Origin of the sequence: Pseudomonas sp. B7(2017), from assembly GCF_002112745.1 — a bacterium.
GTDB lineage: Bacteria > Pseudomonadota > Gammaproteobacteria > Pseudomonadales > Pseudomonadaceae > Aquipseudomonas > Aquipseudomonas ekonensis.
This window is the reverse complement of record NZ_NEIP01000001.1, coordinates 730,003-748,676: the sequence shown is the minus strand read 5'-3', so window position 1 is coordinate 748,676 and position 18,674 is coordinate 730,003. Positions and strand designations below refer to the sequence as shown.

At 65.7% G+C, this 18,674-nt stretch carries 16 protein-coding genes; 8 read left to right on the top strand and 8 right to left on the bottom strand.

Annotated elements, in window-relative coordinates:
- Positions 1–7: 7 nt before the first annotated feature.
- The 5 genes from CAG29_RS03450 to CAG29_RS03430 all read right to left on the bottom strand — a co-directional run bounded on the left by CAG29_RS03450 (position 8) and on the right by CAG29_RS03430 (position 7,122).
- Entirely contained in the window at positions 8–1,255 is a 1,248-nt protein-coding gene (locus tag CAG29_RS03450) for an ABC transporter permease (RefSeq protein ID WP_085586246.1), read from the bottom strand.
- Positions 1,256–1,409: 154 nt separating this feature from the next.
- The gene (locus CAG29_RS03445) at positions 1,410–2,453 is read right to left on the bottom strand and encodes an ABC transporter substrate-binding protein (RefSeq protein WP_085586248.1); all 1,044 of its coding nucleotides are present in this window, start codon (positions 2,451–2,453) and stop codon (positions 1,410–1,412) included.
- Positions 2,454–2,500: 47 nt separating this feature from the next.
- The gene (locus tag CAG29_RS03440) at positions 2,501–3,625 is read right to left on the bottom strand and encodes an ABC transporter ATP-binding protein (protein ID WP_085693865.1); all 1,125 of its coding nucleotides are present in this window, start codon (positions 3,623–3,625) and stop codon (positions 2,501–2,503) included.
- A 410-nt stretch (positions 3,626–4,035) separates the two neighbouring features.
- Positions 4,036–4,677, bottom strand: a complete 642-nt coding sequence (locus CAG29_RS03435) for a response regulator transcription factor (protein WP_170929946.1) — start codon at positions 4,675–4,677, stop codon at positions 4,036–4,038.
- Positions 4,678–4,725: 48 nt separating this feature from the next.
- On the bottom strand, positions 4,726–7,122 hold the full coding sequence (locus tag CAG29_RS03430) for a PAS domain S-box protein (protein WP_085693864.1): 2,397 nt from the start codon (positions 7,120–7,122) through the stop codon (positions 4,726–4,728).
- A gap of 73 nt (positions 7,123–7,195) precedes the next feature.
- Here CAG29_RS03430 and CAG29_RS03425 point away from each other — a divergent pair, with 73 nt between their 5' ends.
- Entirely contained in the window at positions 7,196–8,185 is a 990-nt protein-coding gene (locus CAG29_RS03425; RefSeq protein ID WP_085586254.1) for an alpha/beta hydrolase family protein, read from the top strand.
- 114 nt (positions 8,186–8,299) lie between these two features.
- Here CAG29_RS03425 and CAG29_RS03420 read toward each other — a convergent pair whose 3' ends face one another.
- From CAG29_RS03420 to CAG29_RS03410, 3 genes are read right to left on the bottom strand one after another with little or no spacing between them, the layout of a single operon-like run.
- Entirely contained in the window at positions 8,300–9,067 is a 768-nt protein-coding gene (locus CAG29_RS03420; protein ID WP_085586256.1) for a TerB family tellurite resistance protein, read from the bottom strand.
- A 1-nt stretch (position 9,068) separates the two neighbouring features.
- Positions 9,069–9,740 carry an N-acetylmuramate alpha-1-phosphate uridylyltransferase MurU gene (gene murU / locus CAG29_RS03415; protein WP_085693863.1) on the bottom strand — a complete coding sequence of 224 codons (672 nt, stop codon included), beginning with the start codon at positions 9,738–9,740 and terminating at the stop codon, positions 9,069–9,071.
- Complete coding sequence (locus CAG29_RS03410; RefSeq protein ID WP_085586260.1) at positions 9,737–10,756, bottom strand: aminoglycoside phosphotransferase family protein; 1,020 nt, start codon at positions 10,754–10,756, stop codon at positions 9,737–9,739. The genes murU and CAG29_RS03410 overlap by 4 nt, the downstream gene beginning before the upstream one ends.
- 130 nt (positions 10,757–10,886) lie before the next feature.
- Here CAG29_RS03410 and CAG29_RS03405 point away from each other — a divergent pair, with 130 nt between their 5' ends.
- The 7 genes from CAG29_RS03405 (at position 10,887) to glpE (ending at position 18,530) form a co-directional block, all read left to right on the top strand.
- A complete protein-coding gene (locus tag CAG29_RS03405) occupies positions 10,887–13,700 on the top strand; it encodes an LPS-assembly protein LptD (RefSeq protein WP_085636824.1) in 2,814 nt (937 codons plus the stop codon).
- Positions 13,681–14,997 (top strand): peptidylprolyl isomerase SurA, encoded by a 1,317-nt coding sequence (gene surA, locus CAG29_RS03400; protein WP_139831412.1) that lies wholly within the window; start codon positions 13,681–13,683, stop codon positions 14,995–14,997. The genes CAG29_RS03405 and surA overlap by 20 nt, the downstream gene beginning before the upstream one ends.
- Positions 14,994–15,983: a 4-hydroxythreonine-4-phosphate dehydrogenase PdxA gene (pdxA, locus tag CAG29_RS03395; RefSeq protein WP_085629942.1), complete on the top strand. Its 990-nt coding sequence runs from the start codon at positions 14,994–14,996 to the stop codon at positions 15,981–15,983. The genes surA and pdxA overlap by 4 nt, the downstream gene beginning before the upstream one ends.
- Positions 15,980–16,798, top strand: coding sequence for a 16S rRNA (adenine(1518)-N(6)/adenine(1519)-N(6))-dimethyltransferase RsmA (gene rsmA / locus CAG29_RS03390; protein ID WP_085586268.1), 819 nt, complete (start codon positions 15,980–15,982; stop codon positions 16,796–16,798). The genes pdxA and rsmA overlap by 4 nt, the downstream gene beginning before the upstream one ends.
- A 107-nt stretch (positions 16,799–16,905) precedes the next feature.
- Positions 16,906–17,286 (top strand): Co2+/Mg2+ efflux protein ApaG, encoded by a 381-nt coding sequence (gene apaG / locus CAG29_RS03385; protein ID WP_085586270.1) that lies wholly within the window; start codon positions 16,906–16,908, stop codon positions 17,284–17,286.
- Entirely contained in the window at positions 17,286–18,167 is an 882-nt protein-coding gene (locus CAG29_RS03380) for a symmetrical bis(5'-nucleosyl)-tetraphosphatase (protein ID WP_085586272.1), read from the top strand. The genes apaG and CAG29_RS03380 overlap by 1 nt, the downstream gene beginning before the upstream one ends.
- A gap of 33 nt (positions 18,168–18,200) precedes the next feature.
- Positions 18,201–18,530 carry a thiosulfate sulfurtransferase GlpE gene (gene glpE / locus CAG29_RS03375; protein ID WP_085586274.1) on the top strand — a complete coding sequence of 110 codons (330 nt, stop codon included), beginning with the start codon at positions 18,201–18,203 and terminating at the stop codon, positions 18,528–18,530.
- Positions 18,531–18,674: the final 144 nt, after the last annotated feature.

The window sequence follows — 18,674 nt, the reverse complement described above, 5'->3', positions numbered from 1 at the left end:
ATTCCCCTTAGCCCAGGCGCAGGCGGCTTGCGCCCACCAGCCAGCTGTAGATCAGATAAAGCACCACGGTGGCCAGGAGCAAGAGCCCGCCGAGCGCGGTGGCCATGCCCCAGTTGATGCTGGTGTTGGTGTAGAACGCGACGAAGTAGCTGACCATCTGATCGTTCGGACTGCCCAGCAGCGCCGGGGTGATGTAGTAGCCGATGGCGAGGATGAACACCAGCAGGCAACCGGCGCCGACGCCGGCGTAGGTCTGCGGGAAGTACACCCGCCAGAAGCTGGCGAACGGATGGCAGCCGAGGGAGATCGCGGCGCGCATGTAGGTCGGCGAGATGCCCTTCATCACGCTGTAGATCGGCAGGATCATGAACGGCAGCAGGATGTGCACCATCGAGATGTAGACCCCGGTGCGGTTGAACACCAGTTCCAGCGGCTTGTCGATGATGCCCATGGCCATCAGCGCGCTGTTGATCAGGCCGCCCGACTGCAGCAGCACGATCCACGCGGCGACCCGCACCAGGATCGAGGTCCAGAACGGCAGCAGCACCAGGATCATCAGCAGGTTGCTCTGGCGCGACGGCAGGTTCGCCAGCAGGTACGCCAGCGGATAGGCCAGCACCAGGCAGATGCCGGTGATGACCAGCCCCATCCAGAACGTGCGGGCGAAGATGTCCAGGTAGATCGCCTGGTCCGGGGTGGCCGGGGCCAGTTCGCCGAGGTCGTCGATGCGGTGATCGACCGCCGCCAGCAGGTAGAACGGGGTGAGGCTGCTGGTGTTGCGCTTCACCGCTTGCCAGTAGGCCGGATCGCCCCAGCGTTCGTCGAGGCCTTCCAGCGCTTCTTTATAGGAGGCGGGTTCGGTGGCGAACGGCAGGCCCCGGGCGGTTTTGGTCAGCAGGCTGCGGTAGCCGGCCAACTCCATGTTCAAGCGCTTGGACAGATCGCCCAGCGTCTGATTCTTGCGGGCCTCGGCGAGGTCTTCGCCGGCCGCCTTGTAGACCGCTTCGGCGGGCAGGCCGCGGCCGTCCCAGCCGGCGATGGCCGCCACGGTGCGCGGCATGCCGCCGACCACTTCCGGGTTGCCGACGCTCTTGTAGAGCAGCGCCACGATCGGCACCAGGAACACCAGCAACAGAAACAGCACCAGCGGCGCGATCAGCGCCTGGGCCTTCCAGCGGTTGACCCGCTCGGCGTGCTTGAGCCGCTGCTTCAAGGTGGGGCTGTTGCCCTCGTTCAGGGGAACGGCGATGGCCATGACGTACTCCGCAAATCTTCAGGATCGGTAATGTGGGAGCGAGCCTGCTCGCGAAGAGGTCAGCACGTACAACTTTCAGGCTGACCGGACGAGCGCTTTCGCGGGCAGGCTCGCTCCCGCAGGAGTGGGGGCGAACCCACCCCTGCGGGGCGTGTTACTTCGCTGCCCAGGAGTTGAAGCGCTGCTCCAGCTGCTCGCCGTTGTCAGCCCAGAAGCTGACGTCGATCTGCACCTGGTTGGCGATGTTTTCCGGGGTGGTCGGCATGTCCTTCAGGACATCCTTGGCCAGCAGCGGCACTGCCTGGGTATTGGCCGGACCGTAGGCGATGTTTTCCGAGTAGGTCTTCTGCTGCTGCGGCTGCACCGAGAACGCGATGAACTTCTTCGCCGCTTCCGCGCGGGCCTTGTCCAGGCCTTTCGGGATGGCCCAGGCGTCGAAGTCGTAGATGCCGCCGTTCCATACGACCTTGAGGTTGGATTCCTTCTGCACCGCCGCGATCCGGCCGTTGTAGGCCGAGCTCATGACCACGTCACCGGAGGCCAGGTACTGCGGCGGCTGGGCGCCGGCTTCCCACCACTGGATGTTCGGCTTCAGCTCGTCCAGTTTCTTGAAGGCACGATCCTGGCCGTTCTTGCTGGCCAGCTCCTTGTAGACGTCCTTGGGCGCGACGCCGTCGGCCATCAGAGCGAATTCGAGGGTGTACTTGGCGCCCTTGCGCAGGCCGCGCTTGCCCGGGAATTTCTTGGTGTCCCAGAAATCGGCCCAGCTGGTCGGTGCGGTCTTGAGCTTGTCGGCGTTGTAGGCCAGCACGGTCGACCACACGAAGAAGCCGACGCCGCACGGCTGGATCGCGCCCTTGACGTAGTCTTCGCCCTTGCCGAACAGCGCAGGGTCGAGCTGCTCGAACATGTCTTCGTCGCAACCGCGGGACAGCTCCGGCGACTCGACCTCCACCAGGTCCCACGACACGCTCTTGGTGTCGACCATGGCCTTGACCTTGGCCATCTCGCCGTTGTACTCGCCGGCGACGATCTTGCCGTTGCCCGCCGCTTCCCACGGGGCGTAGAAGGCTTTGACTTGCGCGGCCTTGTTCGCACCGCCAAACGACACCACCGTCAGGTCGGGACCTGCGGCCATGGCGCTTGCCGCACCCATCAGGCCCAGGGTCAGGGCGGTGAACTTCAGGGATCTCAACATTTATTGTTCTCTCCACGTGCAGGTTGGTGTTGGTGTTGCGGGGGCGATCAATGCGCCTCTTGAAGAGGGTCGAGCGCGCGGACGTGCTCGACCTGCCAGCCGAGCGGCACCACGTCGCCGACGCTGAGCGCAGGATCGAGCTCGGCGATCGGCTGTTTCACGAAGAAGTCGGTCTTGCCGCAGACTTCCAGGCGCACCCGGACGTGGTCGCCCAGGTAGATGAATTCGGCCACCCGTCCGGAGAAGCGGTTGACGCAGCGGTCGCTGGAGTCGTTGAGGCTCACCCGCTCCGGACGGATCGACAGGGTCACCGGCTCGCCGCTCTGGCCGACGTTGACCGCCAGCGCCTCGACCTTCTCCCCGCGGCCGAGCTCGACCACGCAGCGCTCACCGTCCTGGCTGACCAGTCGGCCGTGGAGGCGGTTGTTCTCGCCGATGAAGTTGGCGACGAAGGTGTTCTTCGGCTCTTCGTAGAGGGTGCGCGGCGGCGCGATCTGCTGGATCTCGCCCTGGTGGAACACCGCGACGCGGTCAGACATGGTCAGGGCTTCGCCCTGGTCGTGGGTCACGTAGACCACGGTCACGCCGAGGCGCTGGTGCAGGTGCTTGATCTCCATCTGCATGTGTTCGCGCAGCTGTTTGTCGAGGGCGCCCAGAGGTTCGTCCATCAGCACCAATTGCGGCTCGAACACCAAGGCGCGGGCCAGGGCCACACGCTGCTGCTGGCCGCCGGACAACTGCCCCGGATAGCGTTGGGCGAACGCATCGAGCTGCACCATGCCCAAGGCCTTCTTCACCTTGTCGGTGACGTCGCTCTTGTTCAGGCCGCGCACGGTCAAGGGGAACGCCAGGTTCTCGGCCACGGTCATGTGCGGGAACAGGGCGTAGTTCTGGAACACCATGCCGATGTCGCGCTTGTGCGGCGGCACGTTGTTGATCGCACGGCCCGCCAGCAGGATTTCCCCGGCGGTCGGCGTCTCGAAGCCGGCGAGCATCATCAGGCTGGTGGTCTTGCCCGACCCGGACGGCCCGAGCAGGGTCAGGAACTCGCCTTTGCGGATGTCCAGGTTGAGGTCTTTGACGATCAGGTTCTCGCCGTCGTAGCTCTTCTGCACTCCACGAAAGCTGACCAGCACATCGCTGGCCCCTGCGTTTGTTTCGACCTGGCTCATACCCGCACCTTTGTTGTTGATGACTGCTGTGGGCTTAAGCCTAGTGGCTGTCCCCAGCCGCGCAAATCGGGGTGCAGGAGAGATTCGCCTCAGCCGGATGGAAGGTTGGGGGTAGGGATCGCCCTACAAGGATGGCGCGTTTGGGCAAATGCAGCGGCACGCTTGCAGCTACGTGCCGCCAGTGCGGGCAGGGGCCGTGTCGCGGATGGATATGCCGACACCTTTCCTTGTGGGAGCGGGCTTGCCCGCGAAAGCGTCGGACCTGCCAGCATGGGTGTTGAATGTGACGGCCCCTTCGCGGGCAAGCCCGCTCCCACAGGGTTCTACAGTGACCGCAAACGTTGCGTTCAACCAAACCCCCTGTGGGAGCCAGCCTGCTGGCGATAGCGGCTGCCGCAAAACAGCAAAGGTCAGAGCAGCTTGTGTTCCATGGCGTACTTCACAAGTTCAGCGAGGGAGGTGATGTTGAGCTTCTGCATCAGCCGCGCCTTGTGGGTGCTGATGGTCTTGCTGCTCAAGGCCAGTTGTTGGGCGATGTCGTTGACGTTGGCGCCCTGGGCCAGGCGTTCGAACACGGAGAATTCGCGCTCCGACAGCAAGGAATGCAACGGCCGGGCATCGGTCAGGCCGACTTCGAAGACCATGCGGTCGGCCAGTTCCGGGTCGATGTAGCGCCCGCCCGCCGCGACCTTGCGGATGGCGGTCAGCAGCAGCGACGGGTCGCTGTCCTTGGTGGCGTAGCCGGCGGCGCCGACCTTCAGCGCCCGGGCGGCCATCTGCGCCTCGTCGTGCATCGACAGCACCAGGATCGCCGGCGGGTTGTTCAGCGCACGGATCCGCGGAATCGCCTCCAGGCCGTTGACGCCCGGCATCGAGATGTCCAGCAGCACCACCTCGCACGGCACGTTGCGCAGGGTGTCGAGCAACTGTTCGCCATTGCTCGCCTCCCCCGCCACCTGCAGGTCTTTGGCCAGGCCGATCAATTGCTTGATGCCCTCGCGCACGATGGTGTGGTCTTCGGCTACCAGTACACGGATCACGTCGCTCTCCATTCTTGTTGTTTCAGAGCCCATTTCATTCGCGGACAAGGCGCCGCACCGTCAGGCCTCATTCACCGGCACCCGCACCACCAGGCTGGTGCCCTCTCCCGGCTCGCTGTCGAGCTGCAGGCTGCCGCCCATGATCAACACCCGCTCGCGCATGCCCACCAGGCCGAACGATGTCGGCCGGCCGGCTGCGGCGACAAATCCTACGCCATCGTCACTGACCGTCAGACACAGTTCGTCGCCTTCAAGGGCCAGCGTCACTTCCACAGTATGCGCCTGGGCATGGCGCATGACATTGGTCAGCGCCTCCTGGAGGATCCGGAACAGGCCGACGGCCTTGGCGTCGCTGAGGGCCGGCAGGTTGTCCGGCACTTGCACCAGGCACGGGATCTGGGTGCGCGCCTCGAAGCGCCGGGCCTGCCACTCGATGGCCGACGCGATCCCGGCGTCGAGGATCGGCGGGCGCAGCGCCGTCGCCACGTCGCGCACCAACTGGAACAGCTGGGCGATCAGGCGCTTCATGCTGTTCAGGCGTTCGTGCAGGCCAGGGTCGAGCTGCGCGTAGGCCAGTTCGCACATCGATGTCTCCAGTTTCAGCACCGTGAGCATTTGCCCCAGCTCATCGTGCACTTCCCGGGCGATGCGCGCCTTTTCCTCTTCGCGCACGCTCTCAAGGTGCGCCGACAGTTCACGCAGCTGCTCGCGGGAAGCCGCCAGCTCCAGTTCGATGCGCTTGCTTTCGCTGATGTCCCAGACGATGCCGTCCCAGACGTAGGCACCGTCCTCCAGTCGACGGGTGATCGCCTTGATCTCGGCCCAGCGCTGCTCGCCCTGGCGGGTGAGGATGCGGCCCTGCCACGACCAGTCGCTGTCGGTGTCCAGGGCGCGGTCCTGGGTCTGGTGATAGCTGGCCCGGTCATCCGGATGCACCAGGCTGCGCAGGCCCATGTCGCGGTGGGCGATGGCGGCCGGGGCGTAGCCCACCAGGGTCTCGCTGCCTTCGCTGATGTAGGCGAAATCGATTTGCCCGGTCACCGGCGCCCGCTCCAGCCGGAACACCAGGCCCGGCACGTTGGCAGCGATGCCCTTGAGCCGCGCTTCGCTTTCCTGCAAGGCCGCCAGGGCCCGGCGGCGTTCGGTGACGTCGGTGAGGTAGACCACCAGGTACTCGCTGTCGCGGAACCTGAGGAAACTCAGCGACACATCCGCCGGCAGCACGCTGCCGTCGGCCCGCACGCACAGGCTTTCGAAGCTCAGCGGTTCTTCCTCGCGGGTCCTGGCGCGCTTCCACAGGTTCAGCCAACGATCCATGTGCAGGCCCGGTTCGAAGTCGATCAGGGGACGCTCGATGATCCCGCCCGGCGGATAGCCGAGCATGGTCTCCGCCGCCCGGTTGGCGTAGCGCACATGGCTGTCCCAGTTGACCCAGAGGATGCCGACGGTGCTTTGGTCGATGGAGAACTGGGTCAGGCGCAGGGCCTCTTCGCTGGCGGCGCGCAGGGCGATGTCCTCCCGTGCGGCCAGCAGGCGCTGTTCGAGGCTGTGCTGCTGGCGCCGCTGCCAGGCCACCAGGGCCGCGCAGATGAGCAGCAGCACCGCGAACAGCAGGCTCAGGTTCTGCCAGAACCCCGGCGACTCCGTCAGCCGCGGATACTTGGGCTGCAGCCAGCGGCTGTGCAGACGCTCCAGATCCTTGGCCGGGACCGCCCGAAGCGCGCTTTCGACAATGCCGGCCAGCTCCGGCCAGTCCCGGCGCGTGGCCACCCGCAGCAATTGCGGCAGGCCGATGTCGCCGACCACCACCAGACCGGAGAACTCCGGCTCCACCGACAGGCGCCCCAGCTGCGCCTCGTCGACCACCGCGTAGCCGGCCTGCTGGCTGAGCAGCAATTGCAGGGCCTGACGCTCCATCGGCACGCCTTGCAGGTTGAGGTGCGGGTAGTTGCTGCGCAGATAGTCCGCCGTCACGCTCGGCATGCGCACGGCGACGCGGGTCTGGCTGTCGAGCTTCTCCAACTCCACCGTGCCGCCGGCCTTCTGGTCGCTGACCACCAGTTGCGGCACGCGCATGTACGGATCGGAGAACTGCCACAGGCGCAGCGCAGCCGGCGTCTGGGTCAGGCCCGGCGCGATGTCGATCTCGCCGTCCTGGGCGGCGGCCTCCAACTGCGCCAGGTCAGGGAAGTTACGCCAGGTCAGTTCGACGTCGAGGGCCTTGGCCAGCCAGTTCATCAGGTCGACGTTGGGCCCGGACAACCGCTGCAGGCGCCGGTCGTACTGCGCATACGGCGCCTGCAGCACCAGGCCGACCCGCAGCTCGCGGTGCTGCGCCAGCCATTGCCGCTCGCCGGCCGTCAACTGCGCGACAGGGGCCGTGGGCGCAGGCGCGGCCCAGCCCATCAAGGGAAACCACAAACAGCCGATAACCCACAGGCAGCAAAATCGCATCATCGAAGTCTCGTACACTGACAAATTCTGACCAACCCATTAGGCTGCCGGGATACTTTCTGGCCTGGAATAACCGATGCCCCCTGTCTACCGCCTGGCAATGCCAGCATTGTGCCTGTCGCTGATCCTGCCTTGTGCGTTTTCTGTCGAAGCCGCCGATCCGGCCCCTGCCGCCCAGGCAGAACAACCTGCCGGCGAGAAGCCGGCCGAACGCCAGCCACTGCCTGAGCGTAGTCAGGAAGAGTCGGCGGCACTCGAACGCAAGGTTCCGGCGCAGGAACAGCAGCAGTTGCAGGCCGGTGGCGACAGTTTCCTCGCCCTGTGGAAACCCGCCAATACCGCCGAACCCAAAGGTGCGGTGATCATCGTCCCCGGCGCCGGCGAAACCGCCGACTGGCCCCAGGCGATCGCGCCGCTGCGGCAGAAGCTGCCGGATGCGCAGTGGAGCAGCCTCAGCATCACCCTGCCGGACCTGCAAGGCGACGCCATCGCGCCGCGCACCGCCGAAGCGCCGGCGGCGCCGAAAGCCGCCGATCCCGGCAGCAAGGACTCCACCACCGCCGAGCCGATCGAACAGGCCGCCGGCGGCGAGGCCGAGGTGGCCGACAAGGTCGTCGCCGAAACCACCGAAGAGCAGGCCAAGGCCGACGCCGAGCGGATCTTCGCCCGCATCGACGCCGCCATCGCCTACGCCGAACAGCAGAGCGCCCGCAGCGTCGTCGTGCTCGGCCACGGCACCGGCGCCTATTGGGCGGCGCGCTACCTGAGCGAACGGCAGACCGCGCAAGTGGAAAAACTGGTGATGGTCGCCGCCCAGGCACCTCTCAAGGCCAAGCCTGAGCTGGCGGAACTGACGCCGACCCTGAAACTGCCGACGGCCGACCTCTACTACATGGACAAGGCGCCGGACCGCAACGCGGCTCTGGAGCGCCTGCAAGCCAGCAAACGCCTGAAGACCTCGGCGTTCAGCCAGGTGGGGCTCAAGGCGCTGCCGGACAAGAAGGCCGAGCAGGAACAACTGTTCCGTCGGGTGAAGGGCTGGCTGAATCCGCAGAGCGCGGACTGAGAGAACCCGTCGAACCCATCGCGAGCAGGCTCGCTCCTACAGTTTGAACACGGTCAACTGTAGGAGCGAGCCTGCTCGCGATTCGACTGATCCAAACACCCCGGAACACCGTGCCTAGCGAAAATCCCGCCGCTCACGGATCAAGGTGTAGGCGGTGTGCAGTTCGCGGGTCTTCTCCGTGGCTTCACGCACTTGCGCAGGCGTCGCGCCGCTGCCGGCGACCTTGTCCGGGTGATGGCGGCTGAGCAGCCGCCGGTACGCCCGCTTGATCTGCGCCGGCTCGCTGGTCGCCGACACCCCGAGCAGGCGCATCGCTTCCTGATAGCTCACCGCTGCACTGACGATGGGCCGCTTGTGCGGCTCGTAGTCCGTCGCCAGCGCCTGCACCTGATGCGTCGTCCAGCCCAGCCACTTGCCCCACTGCGCCAACAGTTCGCGCTCGCTCACGCCGGCCCGGCCGTCGGCCCAGACCATCCGCCAACACGCGCGCAGCACGCCTTCGGCCGCATGGGGCTGGGCCCCCAGCCGCCGCAGATAGCTGCGCAGGTTGTCGTTGCCGGACTTGCCGCGGTTGAACGCGGCGATCGCCCGGCGCTGGGCCGGTTCGCCCATGTCCAGCGCACGCATTTCGTGGCGTGCCTGCTGGATATGCCCGTCGGTGACGCGCCCGTCGCTCTTGGCCAGACGCCCCAGCAGCACGAACAGCAATTCATCGTTGCGCAGCATCGGCCTGCCGCCGAGCCGTTCGCGCAAATGTCCCCAGCTCTGCAGGTGCAGGCGCCGATCCAGCGCTTGCCCCAACAACGCCCCAAGCATGGCCCCCGGAATGCTGGCGATCGCAAAACCCGCTCCGGCTCCAATCAGAGTCCCTGGCCACAACATATCAACGGCTCGCTTCTATCAGTTTTTCGGCTTCGGCCAGACGTTCATGGGTGCCGACATCCACCCACTGCCCCTTCAGCCGTTCGCCCGTCACCTGGCCGCGCGCCATGGCGTCGCGCAGCAGCGGCGCGAGCTTGAACGCGCCCGCCCCGCAGCCGTCGAACAGCTGCGGGTGCAGGACGGCGATGCCGCTGTAGGTCAGGGTCCGCGCCTGTGGCCGTCCATCCTGGACACGCCCGTTGTCGAGGACGAAATCGCCGGCCGGGTGATGGGCCGGGTTGTCCGCCAGCACCAGGTGCGCCAGACCGGCGATCGGCTGATGCAGCACGCTGAAGTCGTAGTCCGTCCAGATGTCGCCGTTGACCACCAGGAACGCCTCGTCGCCCAGCAGCGGCAACGCCCGGAATATCCCGCCGCCGGTCTCCAGCGGCTCGCCTTCCGGCGAATAGCGGATGCGCACGCCGTAGCGCGAGCCGTCGCCCAGGTAGTCCTCGATCTGCTGGCCGAGCCAGGCGTGGTTGATCACGATGTCATCGAAACCGGCCGCCGCCAGGGCGTGCAGGTGGTACTCGATCAGCGGGATGCCGCCGGCGCGCACCAGCGGCTTGGGGGTGGTCAGGGTCAGCGGGCGCATGCGCTCGCCCTTGCCTGCCGCCAGAATCATCGCCTTCATGCATTCACCCCGGCACGCAGGCTGACGAGCAGCGCCTGCAACGGCTCAAGCTCCGGACGGCGGGCGATCACTTCATCTATATAGGCGAAGAAGCGCGGCACATCGGTCAGGTAGCGCGGCTTGCCGTCACGGTGGCAGATGCGGGCGAAGATGCCGATGACCTTGAGGTGGCGCTGCACCCCCATCAGGTCGCTGGCACGCAGGAACGCCTCGAAATCCGGCTGCACCGGAATGTTCAGCGCCGAGGCCTGTTGCCAGTAGCCATGCAGCCAGCCGCGCACACGCTCCGGCGGCCAGCTGAGGAAGGCATCCTTGAACAGGCAGGTCACGTCGTAGGTCACCGGGCCGTACACGGCGTCCTGGAAATCCAGCACGCCGGGGTTCGGCTCGCTGAGCATCAGGTTGCGCGGCATGTAGTCGCGATGCACCAGCACCTTGGGCTGGGCCAGGGCGCTGTCGATCAGCAGCTCGCTGACCTGCTGCCACTGCCGTTGCTGGGCCGGATCGAACTCGATGCCCAGCTCGCGCTTGACGTACCACTCCGGGAACAGCTCCAGCTCGCGCGTGAGCAAAGCGACATCGTAACTGGGCAGCGGCGCCACCATCGGCAACTGCTGAAACGCCAGCAGCGCCTTCAGGGCATCGTCGAAAAGCGCGTCGGCGTTGTCGCTGCCGATCACGTCCAGATAGGTCTTGTTACCCAGGTCATTGAGTAAAAGGAAGCCGCGTTCCAGGTCCTGCGCATAAATTTTCGGCACGTTGATGCCGGATTTGGCCAGCAGAAACGCGATATCCACGAAGGGTTTGCAGTTTTCCTGGGGCGGCGGGGCGTCCATCACGATGAAGCTGCGCCCGGCGCCTTCCCAGCGGAAATAACGGCGGAAACTCGCGTCGCTGCTGGCCGCGGTCAAGGTGGCCGGGGGGACGGCGCCCCACTGCTGCTCGGCGAAAAGCGTCGCCAGCTGTTCGTCGAGCCAAACTTTCAGGTGTTGCAAGCGTACATCTTGGTCAGGCATTGCAAGGGTCTCCGACGGCGCTAGCCGTCAAGCGGGTCATGCTTTATTATCCAGCATCTTTTTCAGACCATCGAGAGGCGTGCGGCCCACACCGCGGGCAGATGGCACGCAGGAAGCCCGGACTAATAAGATGGCATTGAAATCCCCCGCGTTTCGTAAAAAATTTCCGTTGTTGATGACCGGCAGCCTGCTGGCCATGCAACCTCTGGCCAGTTCCTTCGTCACCGCGGCCGAGCAGTATGACTGCTCCGTCTCGGAGTCGGGCGGCTGGGCCTGTGCGCCCAAGTCCACGGCCGCTGCCTTGCCGCCGCGTCCGGTGCATGACGGCAGCGCCGTCAGCGCCGCCGGCGAAGCGCCGGCCGAAAGCGGCGCCAGCCAGGACACCGGCCCCAAACCCGTGCTCGTCACCGAGTCCAAGGGCCGTGGCCTGAAATCCCGCAGCGAAGACTACAGTCACCTCGACTGGGTGCCGCGCGAGAAGCTCACCGCCGCCCAACTGGCCGAGACAGGTCCTTACTGCTCTGGTTCCTATATCGAACCGATTCGTCCTGGCATGAATGACAAGACGAACAAAAGTGACGCACCGACCTTCATCGGCGCCAAGGCCTCCCGCTACCAGCAGGATTCGCAGGTCGCGAGCCTGGCCGGCGACGTGGTCATGCGTCAGGGCAGCATGCAGGTCGAGGCCGACGAGGCCAACCTGTACCAGGCCGAGAGCCGCGGCGAACTGGCGGGCAACGTGCGCATCCGCGACAACGGCGCGCTGATCGTCGGCGACCACGCCGACGTGCAGCTGGACACCGGTGAAGCGAAGGTCGACAACGCCGAGTACGTGATGCACAAGTCGCGCATCCGCGGCAACGCGCTGTACGCCAAACGGGCCGAGAACGCGATCATCCGCCTCAAGGACGGCACGTACACCACGTGCGAACCGAACAGCAACGCCTGGCAGCTCAAGGGCAACAACATCACCCTGAACCCGGCCACCGGCTTCGGCACCGCGACCAACGTGACGCTGCGGGTCAAGGACATTCCGGTCCTGTACACCCCGTACATCTACTTCCCGATCGACGACCGCCGCCAGTCGGGCTTCCTGCCGCCGAGCATCGGCACCAGCAGCGACACCGGCTTCATGCTGGTCACCCCGTACTACTTCAACCTGGCGCCGAACTACGACGCCACGTTGTACCCACGCTACATGGCCAAGCGCGGCTTGCTGATGGAAGGCGAGTTCCGCTACCTGACCAAGTCCAGCGAAGGGCAGTTCGGTGCGGCGTACCTCAATGACGAGGACACCGACCGCAGCAAGCAGACCGACTACCAGAAGAACCGGTACATGTACAACTGGCAGCACAAGGGCGGTCTCGACTCCCGCGTGTTCACCCAGGTCGACTACACCAAGATCAGCGACCCGTACTACTTCCAAGACCTGGAAACCGACCAGATCGGCGTGAAGAGCGCCGACTACGTGAACCAGCAAGGCTCGGTCACCTACCGCGGCGACAGCTACACCGCCCGGTTGAACGCCCAGGCTTACCAACTGGCGACCGTGTCGAACATCACGCCGTATGACCGCCTGCCGCAGATCACCTTCAACGGCCAGCTGCCTTACCATCCGGAAGGCCTGGACTTCGACTACGAGACGGAGCTGGTTCGCTTCGACCGTGACCTGAAGAACGGCAACTTCGTGAACGAGGACGGCAGCGTCGAAAGCCGTCTCGACAACAACGTTACCGGCCTGGCCCGCGCCAACGGCGACCGCCTGAACCTGAAGCCGGGTGTCAGCCTGCCGCTGAACTGGACCTATGGTTTCCTCAAGCCATCGCTCAAGTACCAGTACACCCAGTACCAGCTGGACCTGGACAGCACCGGCAAGAACCAGATCGTGCAGCAGGAAGCGGCGGCAGCCGCTGCCGGCACCAAGTACCTCGGCGGCAAGTTCGGCAGCAACCAGAACCGCGGCGTACCGATCGCCAGCATCGACAGCGGCCTGTACTTCGACCGCGACACGTCCTACTTCGGCAAGAACTACCGCCAGACCCTGGAACCGCGCCTGTTCTACCTCTACGTACCGGAGGTCGACCAAGAGGACATCCCGGTATTCGACACCAGCGAATACACGTTCAACTATGCCTCGCTGTTCCGCGACAACCGCTTTTCCGGCGCCGACCGCGTCGGCGACGAGAACAAGCTGTCGCTGGGCGTGACCAGCCGCTGGATCGAGGACGACGGCTTCGAGCGTCAACGCATCAGCGTCGGCCAGGCCCTCTACTTCAAGGATCGCGAAGTCCAGCTGCCGGGCATCGACGCCAAGACCCGCGACGACGCGCACTCCAACGTCTCGCCGTACGCGCTGGAATACGAGTACCGCTGGAACCGCGACTGGCGCACCACCGCGGACTACAACTGGGATCCGGACAGCCGCAGCCCGCGTTCGGGCAGCGCGATGTTCCACTACCAGCCTGAAGACAACCCGAACAAGGTGGTCAACTTCGGTTACCGCTACCGCAACGACCAGGTCCGCTACGACCAGAACACCGGCAAATGGTCGGTGGGCGGCGGCGACTACGGCGTACCGGGCGATCCGAACTACGTGAAGGACTACTACAAGATCAAGCAGCACGACTTCTCGGCGATCTGGCCGATCGTGCCGCAGTGGAGCGCCATCAGCCGCTGGCAGTACGACTACAACCGCAATCGCACGCTGGAAGCCTTCGGTGGTTTCGAGTACGACAACTGCTGCTGGAAACTGCGCCTGATCAACCGTTACTGGGTGTCCTACGACGAGTTCAGTCAGCAGGCTCCGCAAAACGAAAAAGGCGACCACGGCGTCTTCCTCCAAATCGTCCTGAAAGGCCTCGGCGGTGTCGTAGGCACCAAGGTAGAGAGCTTCCTCGACAAAGGCATCCAAGGTTATCGTCAACGTGAAGACCAAGCTTTCTGATTGTCTGCGCCCGCTGATGCTGGGCGCGCTGTTCCTCGGTACTTCGGCCGGCGCCGCGGTGCAGTCCATCGATAAAGTGGTGGCCATCGTCGACAACGACGTGGTCATGCAGAGCCAGCTGGACCAACGCGTCCACGAGGTGCAGAAAACCATCGCCAAGCGCGGCGGCGGCCTGCCGCCTCCGGGCGTGCTGGACCAGCAAGTGCTGGAACGCCTGATCGTCGAGAACCTGCAACTGCAGATCGGCGAACGCTCCGGCATCCGCATCACCGACGAAGAGCTGAACCAGGCCGTAGGCACCATCGCCCAGCGCAACAACATGACCGTGGACCAGTTCCGCGCCGCGCTGTCCCGCGACGGCCTGTCCTACGACGAAGCCCGCGACCAGATCCGCCGCGAGATGGTCATCAGCCGCGTGCGTCAGCGCCGTGTGGCCGAACGCATCCAGGTGTCGGAACAGGAAGTGAAGAACTTCCTGGCCTCGGACCTGGGCAAGATGCAGCTCTCCGAAGAGCTGCACCTGGCCAACATCCTGATCCCGACCCCGGAAAGCGCCAACTCCGAAGCGATTCAGAGCGCCGCCCGCCAGGCCATGGACGTTTACCAGCAGCTCAAACAAGGCGCCGACTTCGGCCAGATGGCCGTGGCCAAGTCCGCCAGCGACAACGCGCTGGAAGGCGGCGACATGGGCTGGCGCAAGGCCGCCCAGCTGCCGCCGCCGTTCGACCGCGAACTGAGCAGCATGTCGCCGGGCGAAATCACCCAACCGGCCCGCACCCCGGGCGGCTTCATCATCCTGAAGCTGCTGGAGAAGCGCGGCGGCGAAGGCCAGGTGCGCGACGAAGTGCATGTGCGCCACATCCTGGTCAAGCCAAGTCCGGTCCGTGACGAGGCGAAGACCAAAGAGCTGGCCCAGTCGCTGTACAACCGCATCGAAGCCGGCGAAGACTTTGCCGAGCTGGCGAAGAAATACTCGGAAGACCCGGGTTCCGCCCTCAACGGCGGCGACCTGAACTGGATCGACCCGAACGCGTTGGTGCCGGAGTTCCGCGCCGTGATGGCCAAGTCCCCGCAGGGTCAGCTGTCCAAGCCGTTCCAGACCCAGTACGGCTGGCACGTGCTGGAAGTCCTTGGCCGCCGCGCCACCGACAGCACCGCCCAGGCGCGGGAGCAGCAAGCGATGACCGTGCTGCGCAACCGCAAGTACGACGAAGAGCTGCAGACCTGGCTGCGTCAGATCCGTGACGAAGCCTACGTTGAAATCAAACTCCCTGGCGCAGACCAGGCAGCGCAGTGAAACCCAAGCGTTTCGCGCTGACACCCGGCGAACCGGCCGGCATCGGTCCCGACCTGTGCCTGCTGCTCGCCTCGCAGGCCCAGCCGCACCCCCTGATCGCCATCACCAGCCGCGACCTGCTCCTTGAGCGGGCCGCGCAGCTGGGGCTGGCCGTCGACGTGCTGGCCGTCACCCCTGACCACTGGCCGGACGCTCCGGCGCCGGCCGGCAGCCTGTACGTCTGGGACACGCCGCTGAGCGCCCCGGTGGTCGCCGGGCAACTGGACAAGGCCAACGCCGCGTTCGTCCTCGAAACCCTGACCCGCGCCGGCCAAGGCTGCCTGAACGGCGACTTCGCCGGGATGATCACCGCCCCGGTGCACAAGGGCGTGATCAACGAATCCGGCATCGCCTTCTCCGGGCACACCGAATTCCTCGCCGACCTGACCCACACCGCCCAGGTGGTGATGATGCTCGCCACCCGCGGCCTGCGCGTGGCGCTGGTCACCACCCACCTGCCCCTGCGCGAGATCGCCGACGCGATCACGCCGCAGCGGCTGGAGCGGGTCACGCGGATCCTGCACGCCGACCTGCAAGACAAGTTCGGCATCGCCCGGCCGCGCATCCTGGTCTGCGGGCTCAACCCGCACGCCGGCGAAGGCGGCCACCTGGGCCATGAAGAAATCGACATCATCGAACCGACGCTGGAGCGTCTGCGCAGCGAAGGCATGGACCTTCGCGGCCCGCTGCCGGCCGACACCCTGTTCACCCCCAAATATCTGGAGCACTGCGACGCGGTGCTGGCGATGTACCACGACCAGGGCCTGCCCGTGCTGAAGTACAAAGGCTTCGGCGCAGCGGTCAATGTGACCCTGGGCCTGCCGATCATCCGCACCTCCGTCGACCACGGCACCGCCCTGGACCTGGCCGGCAGCGGCCGGATCGACACCGGCAGCCTGCAGGTCGCCCTGGAAACCGCCTACCAGATGGCCGAGACCCGTTTATGACCGAGCAATACCAACACAAGGCGCGCAAACGCTTTGGCCAGAACTTCCTGCACGATGCGGGCATCATCGACCGCATCCTGCGCGCCATCCACGCCAAGCCCGAAGACCGCATGCTGGAGATCGGCCCGGGCCAGGGCGCATTGACCGAAGGCCTGCTCGGCGCCGGCGCCCAGCTCGACGTGGTCGAGCTGGACAAGGACCTGATCCCGATCCTCAACAGTCAGTTCGCCGGCAAGAGCAACTTCAACCTGCACCAGGGCGATGCGCTGAAGTTCGACTTCAACACCCTCAACGCCGCGCCGAACACGCTGCGGGTGGTGGGCAACCTGCCGTACAACATCTCCACCCCGCTGATTTTCCACCTGCTGGACAACTCGCACCTGATCCGCGACATGCACTTCATGCTGCAGAAGGAAGTGGTCGAGCGCCTGGCCGCAGGCCCCGGCGGCGGCGACTGGGGTCGCCTGTCGATCATGGTCCAGTACCATTGCCGGGTCGAACATCTGTTCAACGTCGGCCCCGGCGCGTTCAACCCGCCGCCGAAGGTCGACTCGGCCATCGTCCGCCTGGTGCCCCACGCCGTGCTGCCGCACCCGGCCAAGGATCACCGGCTGCTCGAGCGCGTGGTGCGCGAAGCGTTCAACCAGCGCCGCAAGACCCTGCGCAACACCCTCAAGCAACTGCTCACCAGCGCCGAGATCGAAGCGGCGGGCGTCGACGGCAGCCTGCGCCCCGAGCAACTGGACCTGGCGGCGTTCGTACGCCTGGCCGACCAGCTCGCCGAGAAACCCCAGCAGCCGCCCAAGGCCGACTGACGGCGTCATCGGGCAACCGCCGCGCTGGTCTGTTGCCCGATACTTGCCTAGACTGAATCCCCATCAGCCGCACCCCTGCGTTGCGCTTCGCTCTTAAGGCCTTTTGCATGTCCGATCCCCGTTATCAGGTCGACGTCAGCGTGGTCACCCGCTACCTGGCAGACCAATCGCAACCCGAGCACGACCGCTTCGCCTTCGCCTACACCATCACCGTGCAGAACAACGGCGACCGGCCGGCCCGACTGATGTCGCGGCACTGGGTCATCACCGATGGCGACGGGCATGTCGAGGAAGTCCGCGGCGCCGGCGTGGTGGGCCAGCAACCGCTGATCGAAGCGGGCCAGAGCCACACCTACAGCAGCGGCACGGTGATGACCACCCAGGTCGGCACCATGCAGGGCTCCTACGAAATGGTCGCCGACGACGGCAAGCATTTCGACGCCGTCATCAAGCCTTTCCGCCTCGCCGTGCCCGGAGCCCTGCACTGATGGCGACCTACGCCGTGGGCGACCTGCAAGGCTGCCTCGAACCGCTCAAGTGCCTGCTCGGCCAGGTCGCCTTCGACCCGGCGCTGGACCGTCTGTGGCTGGTGGGCGATCTGGTCAACCGCGGCCCGCAGTCCCTGGAGACCCTGCGCTACCTGTACGGGCTGCGCGACTCGCTGGTGTGCGTGCTGGGCAACCATGACCTGCACTTGCTGGCCGCCGGCCAGAACATCGAGCGCATGAAGAAGAGCGACACCCTGCGCGAGATCCTCGAAGCCCCCGACGGCCCCGAGCTGCTGGACTGGCTGCGCCGGCAGAAGCTGATGCACTACGACGAGCGGCGCGAGATCGCCATGGTGCACGCCGGGATCCCGCCGCAGTGGTCGCTGCGCAAGGCGCTCAAGTGCGCCGAAGAGGTCGAGTCGGCCCTGCGCGACGACAACCTGTTCCCCGCCTACCTGGACGGCATGTACGGCAACGATCCGGCGAAATGGGACAACAGCCTCAAGGGCGTGACGCGCCTTCGGGTGATCACCAACTATTTCACCCGGATGCGCTTCTGCACCCCCGAGGGCAAGCTCGACCTCAAGAGCAAGGAAGGCCTGGACACCGCCCCGCCCGGCTACAAGCCCTGGTTCCAGCACAAGGAGCGCCGGACCCGCGGCCTGCGGATCATCTTCGGCCATTGGGCGGCGCTCGAAGGCATCGTCCACGAGCCCGGCATCTGCGCCCTCGACACCGGTTGCGTGTGGGGCGGCAGCCTCACCCTGATGAACGTCGACAGCGGCGAGCGCCTGTCGTGCAAATGCGACGACCACGGCAACGCCCTGCCGACCGTCGCCCCCCTTATCCCCCACTCCACGTCAGCCAGCGCCCCGCGCTAGACTGCGTCACCCGCCGGACCACAGGAACCCGCCATGAGCGAATTCAAACGCATCCCCCCGGAACAGGCCAAGGCCCTGCGCGAGCAAGGCGCCGTGGTGGTCGACATCCGTGACCCGCAAGCCTTCGCCAGCGGGCACGTCACCGGATCGCACCACCTGGACAACCACTCGGTCGCCGACTTCATCCGCAACGCCGACCTCGACGCCCCGACGGTGGTGGTCTGCTACCACGGCAACTCCAGCCAGAGCGCGGCCGCCTACCTGGTGGGCCAGGGCTTCTCCGACGTGTACAGCCTGGACGGCGGCTTCGAGCTGTGGCGTGCGACCTATCCTTCGGAAACCGCCCAAGGCGCCGCCGAATAATTTTTTTGCAACCTGCAAGCCCCGGCTCCCGCGGGCTTGCACGGTGGCGGACGAACGGTCTGCCACAACTAATTACGCATCTCGCCTTTACCTCGCCAATTCCCAACTATCCTTAAGCCCAGGCCATCCAAAACAGGGGAGAGC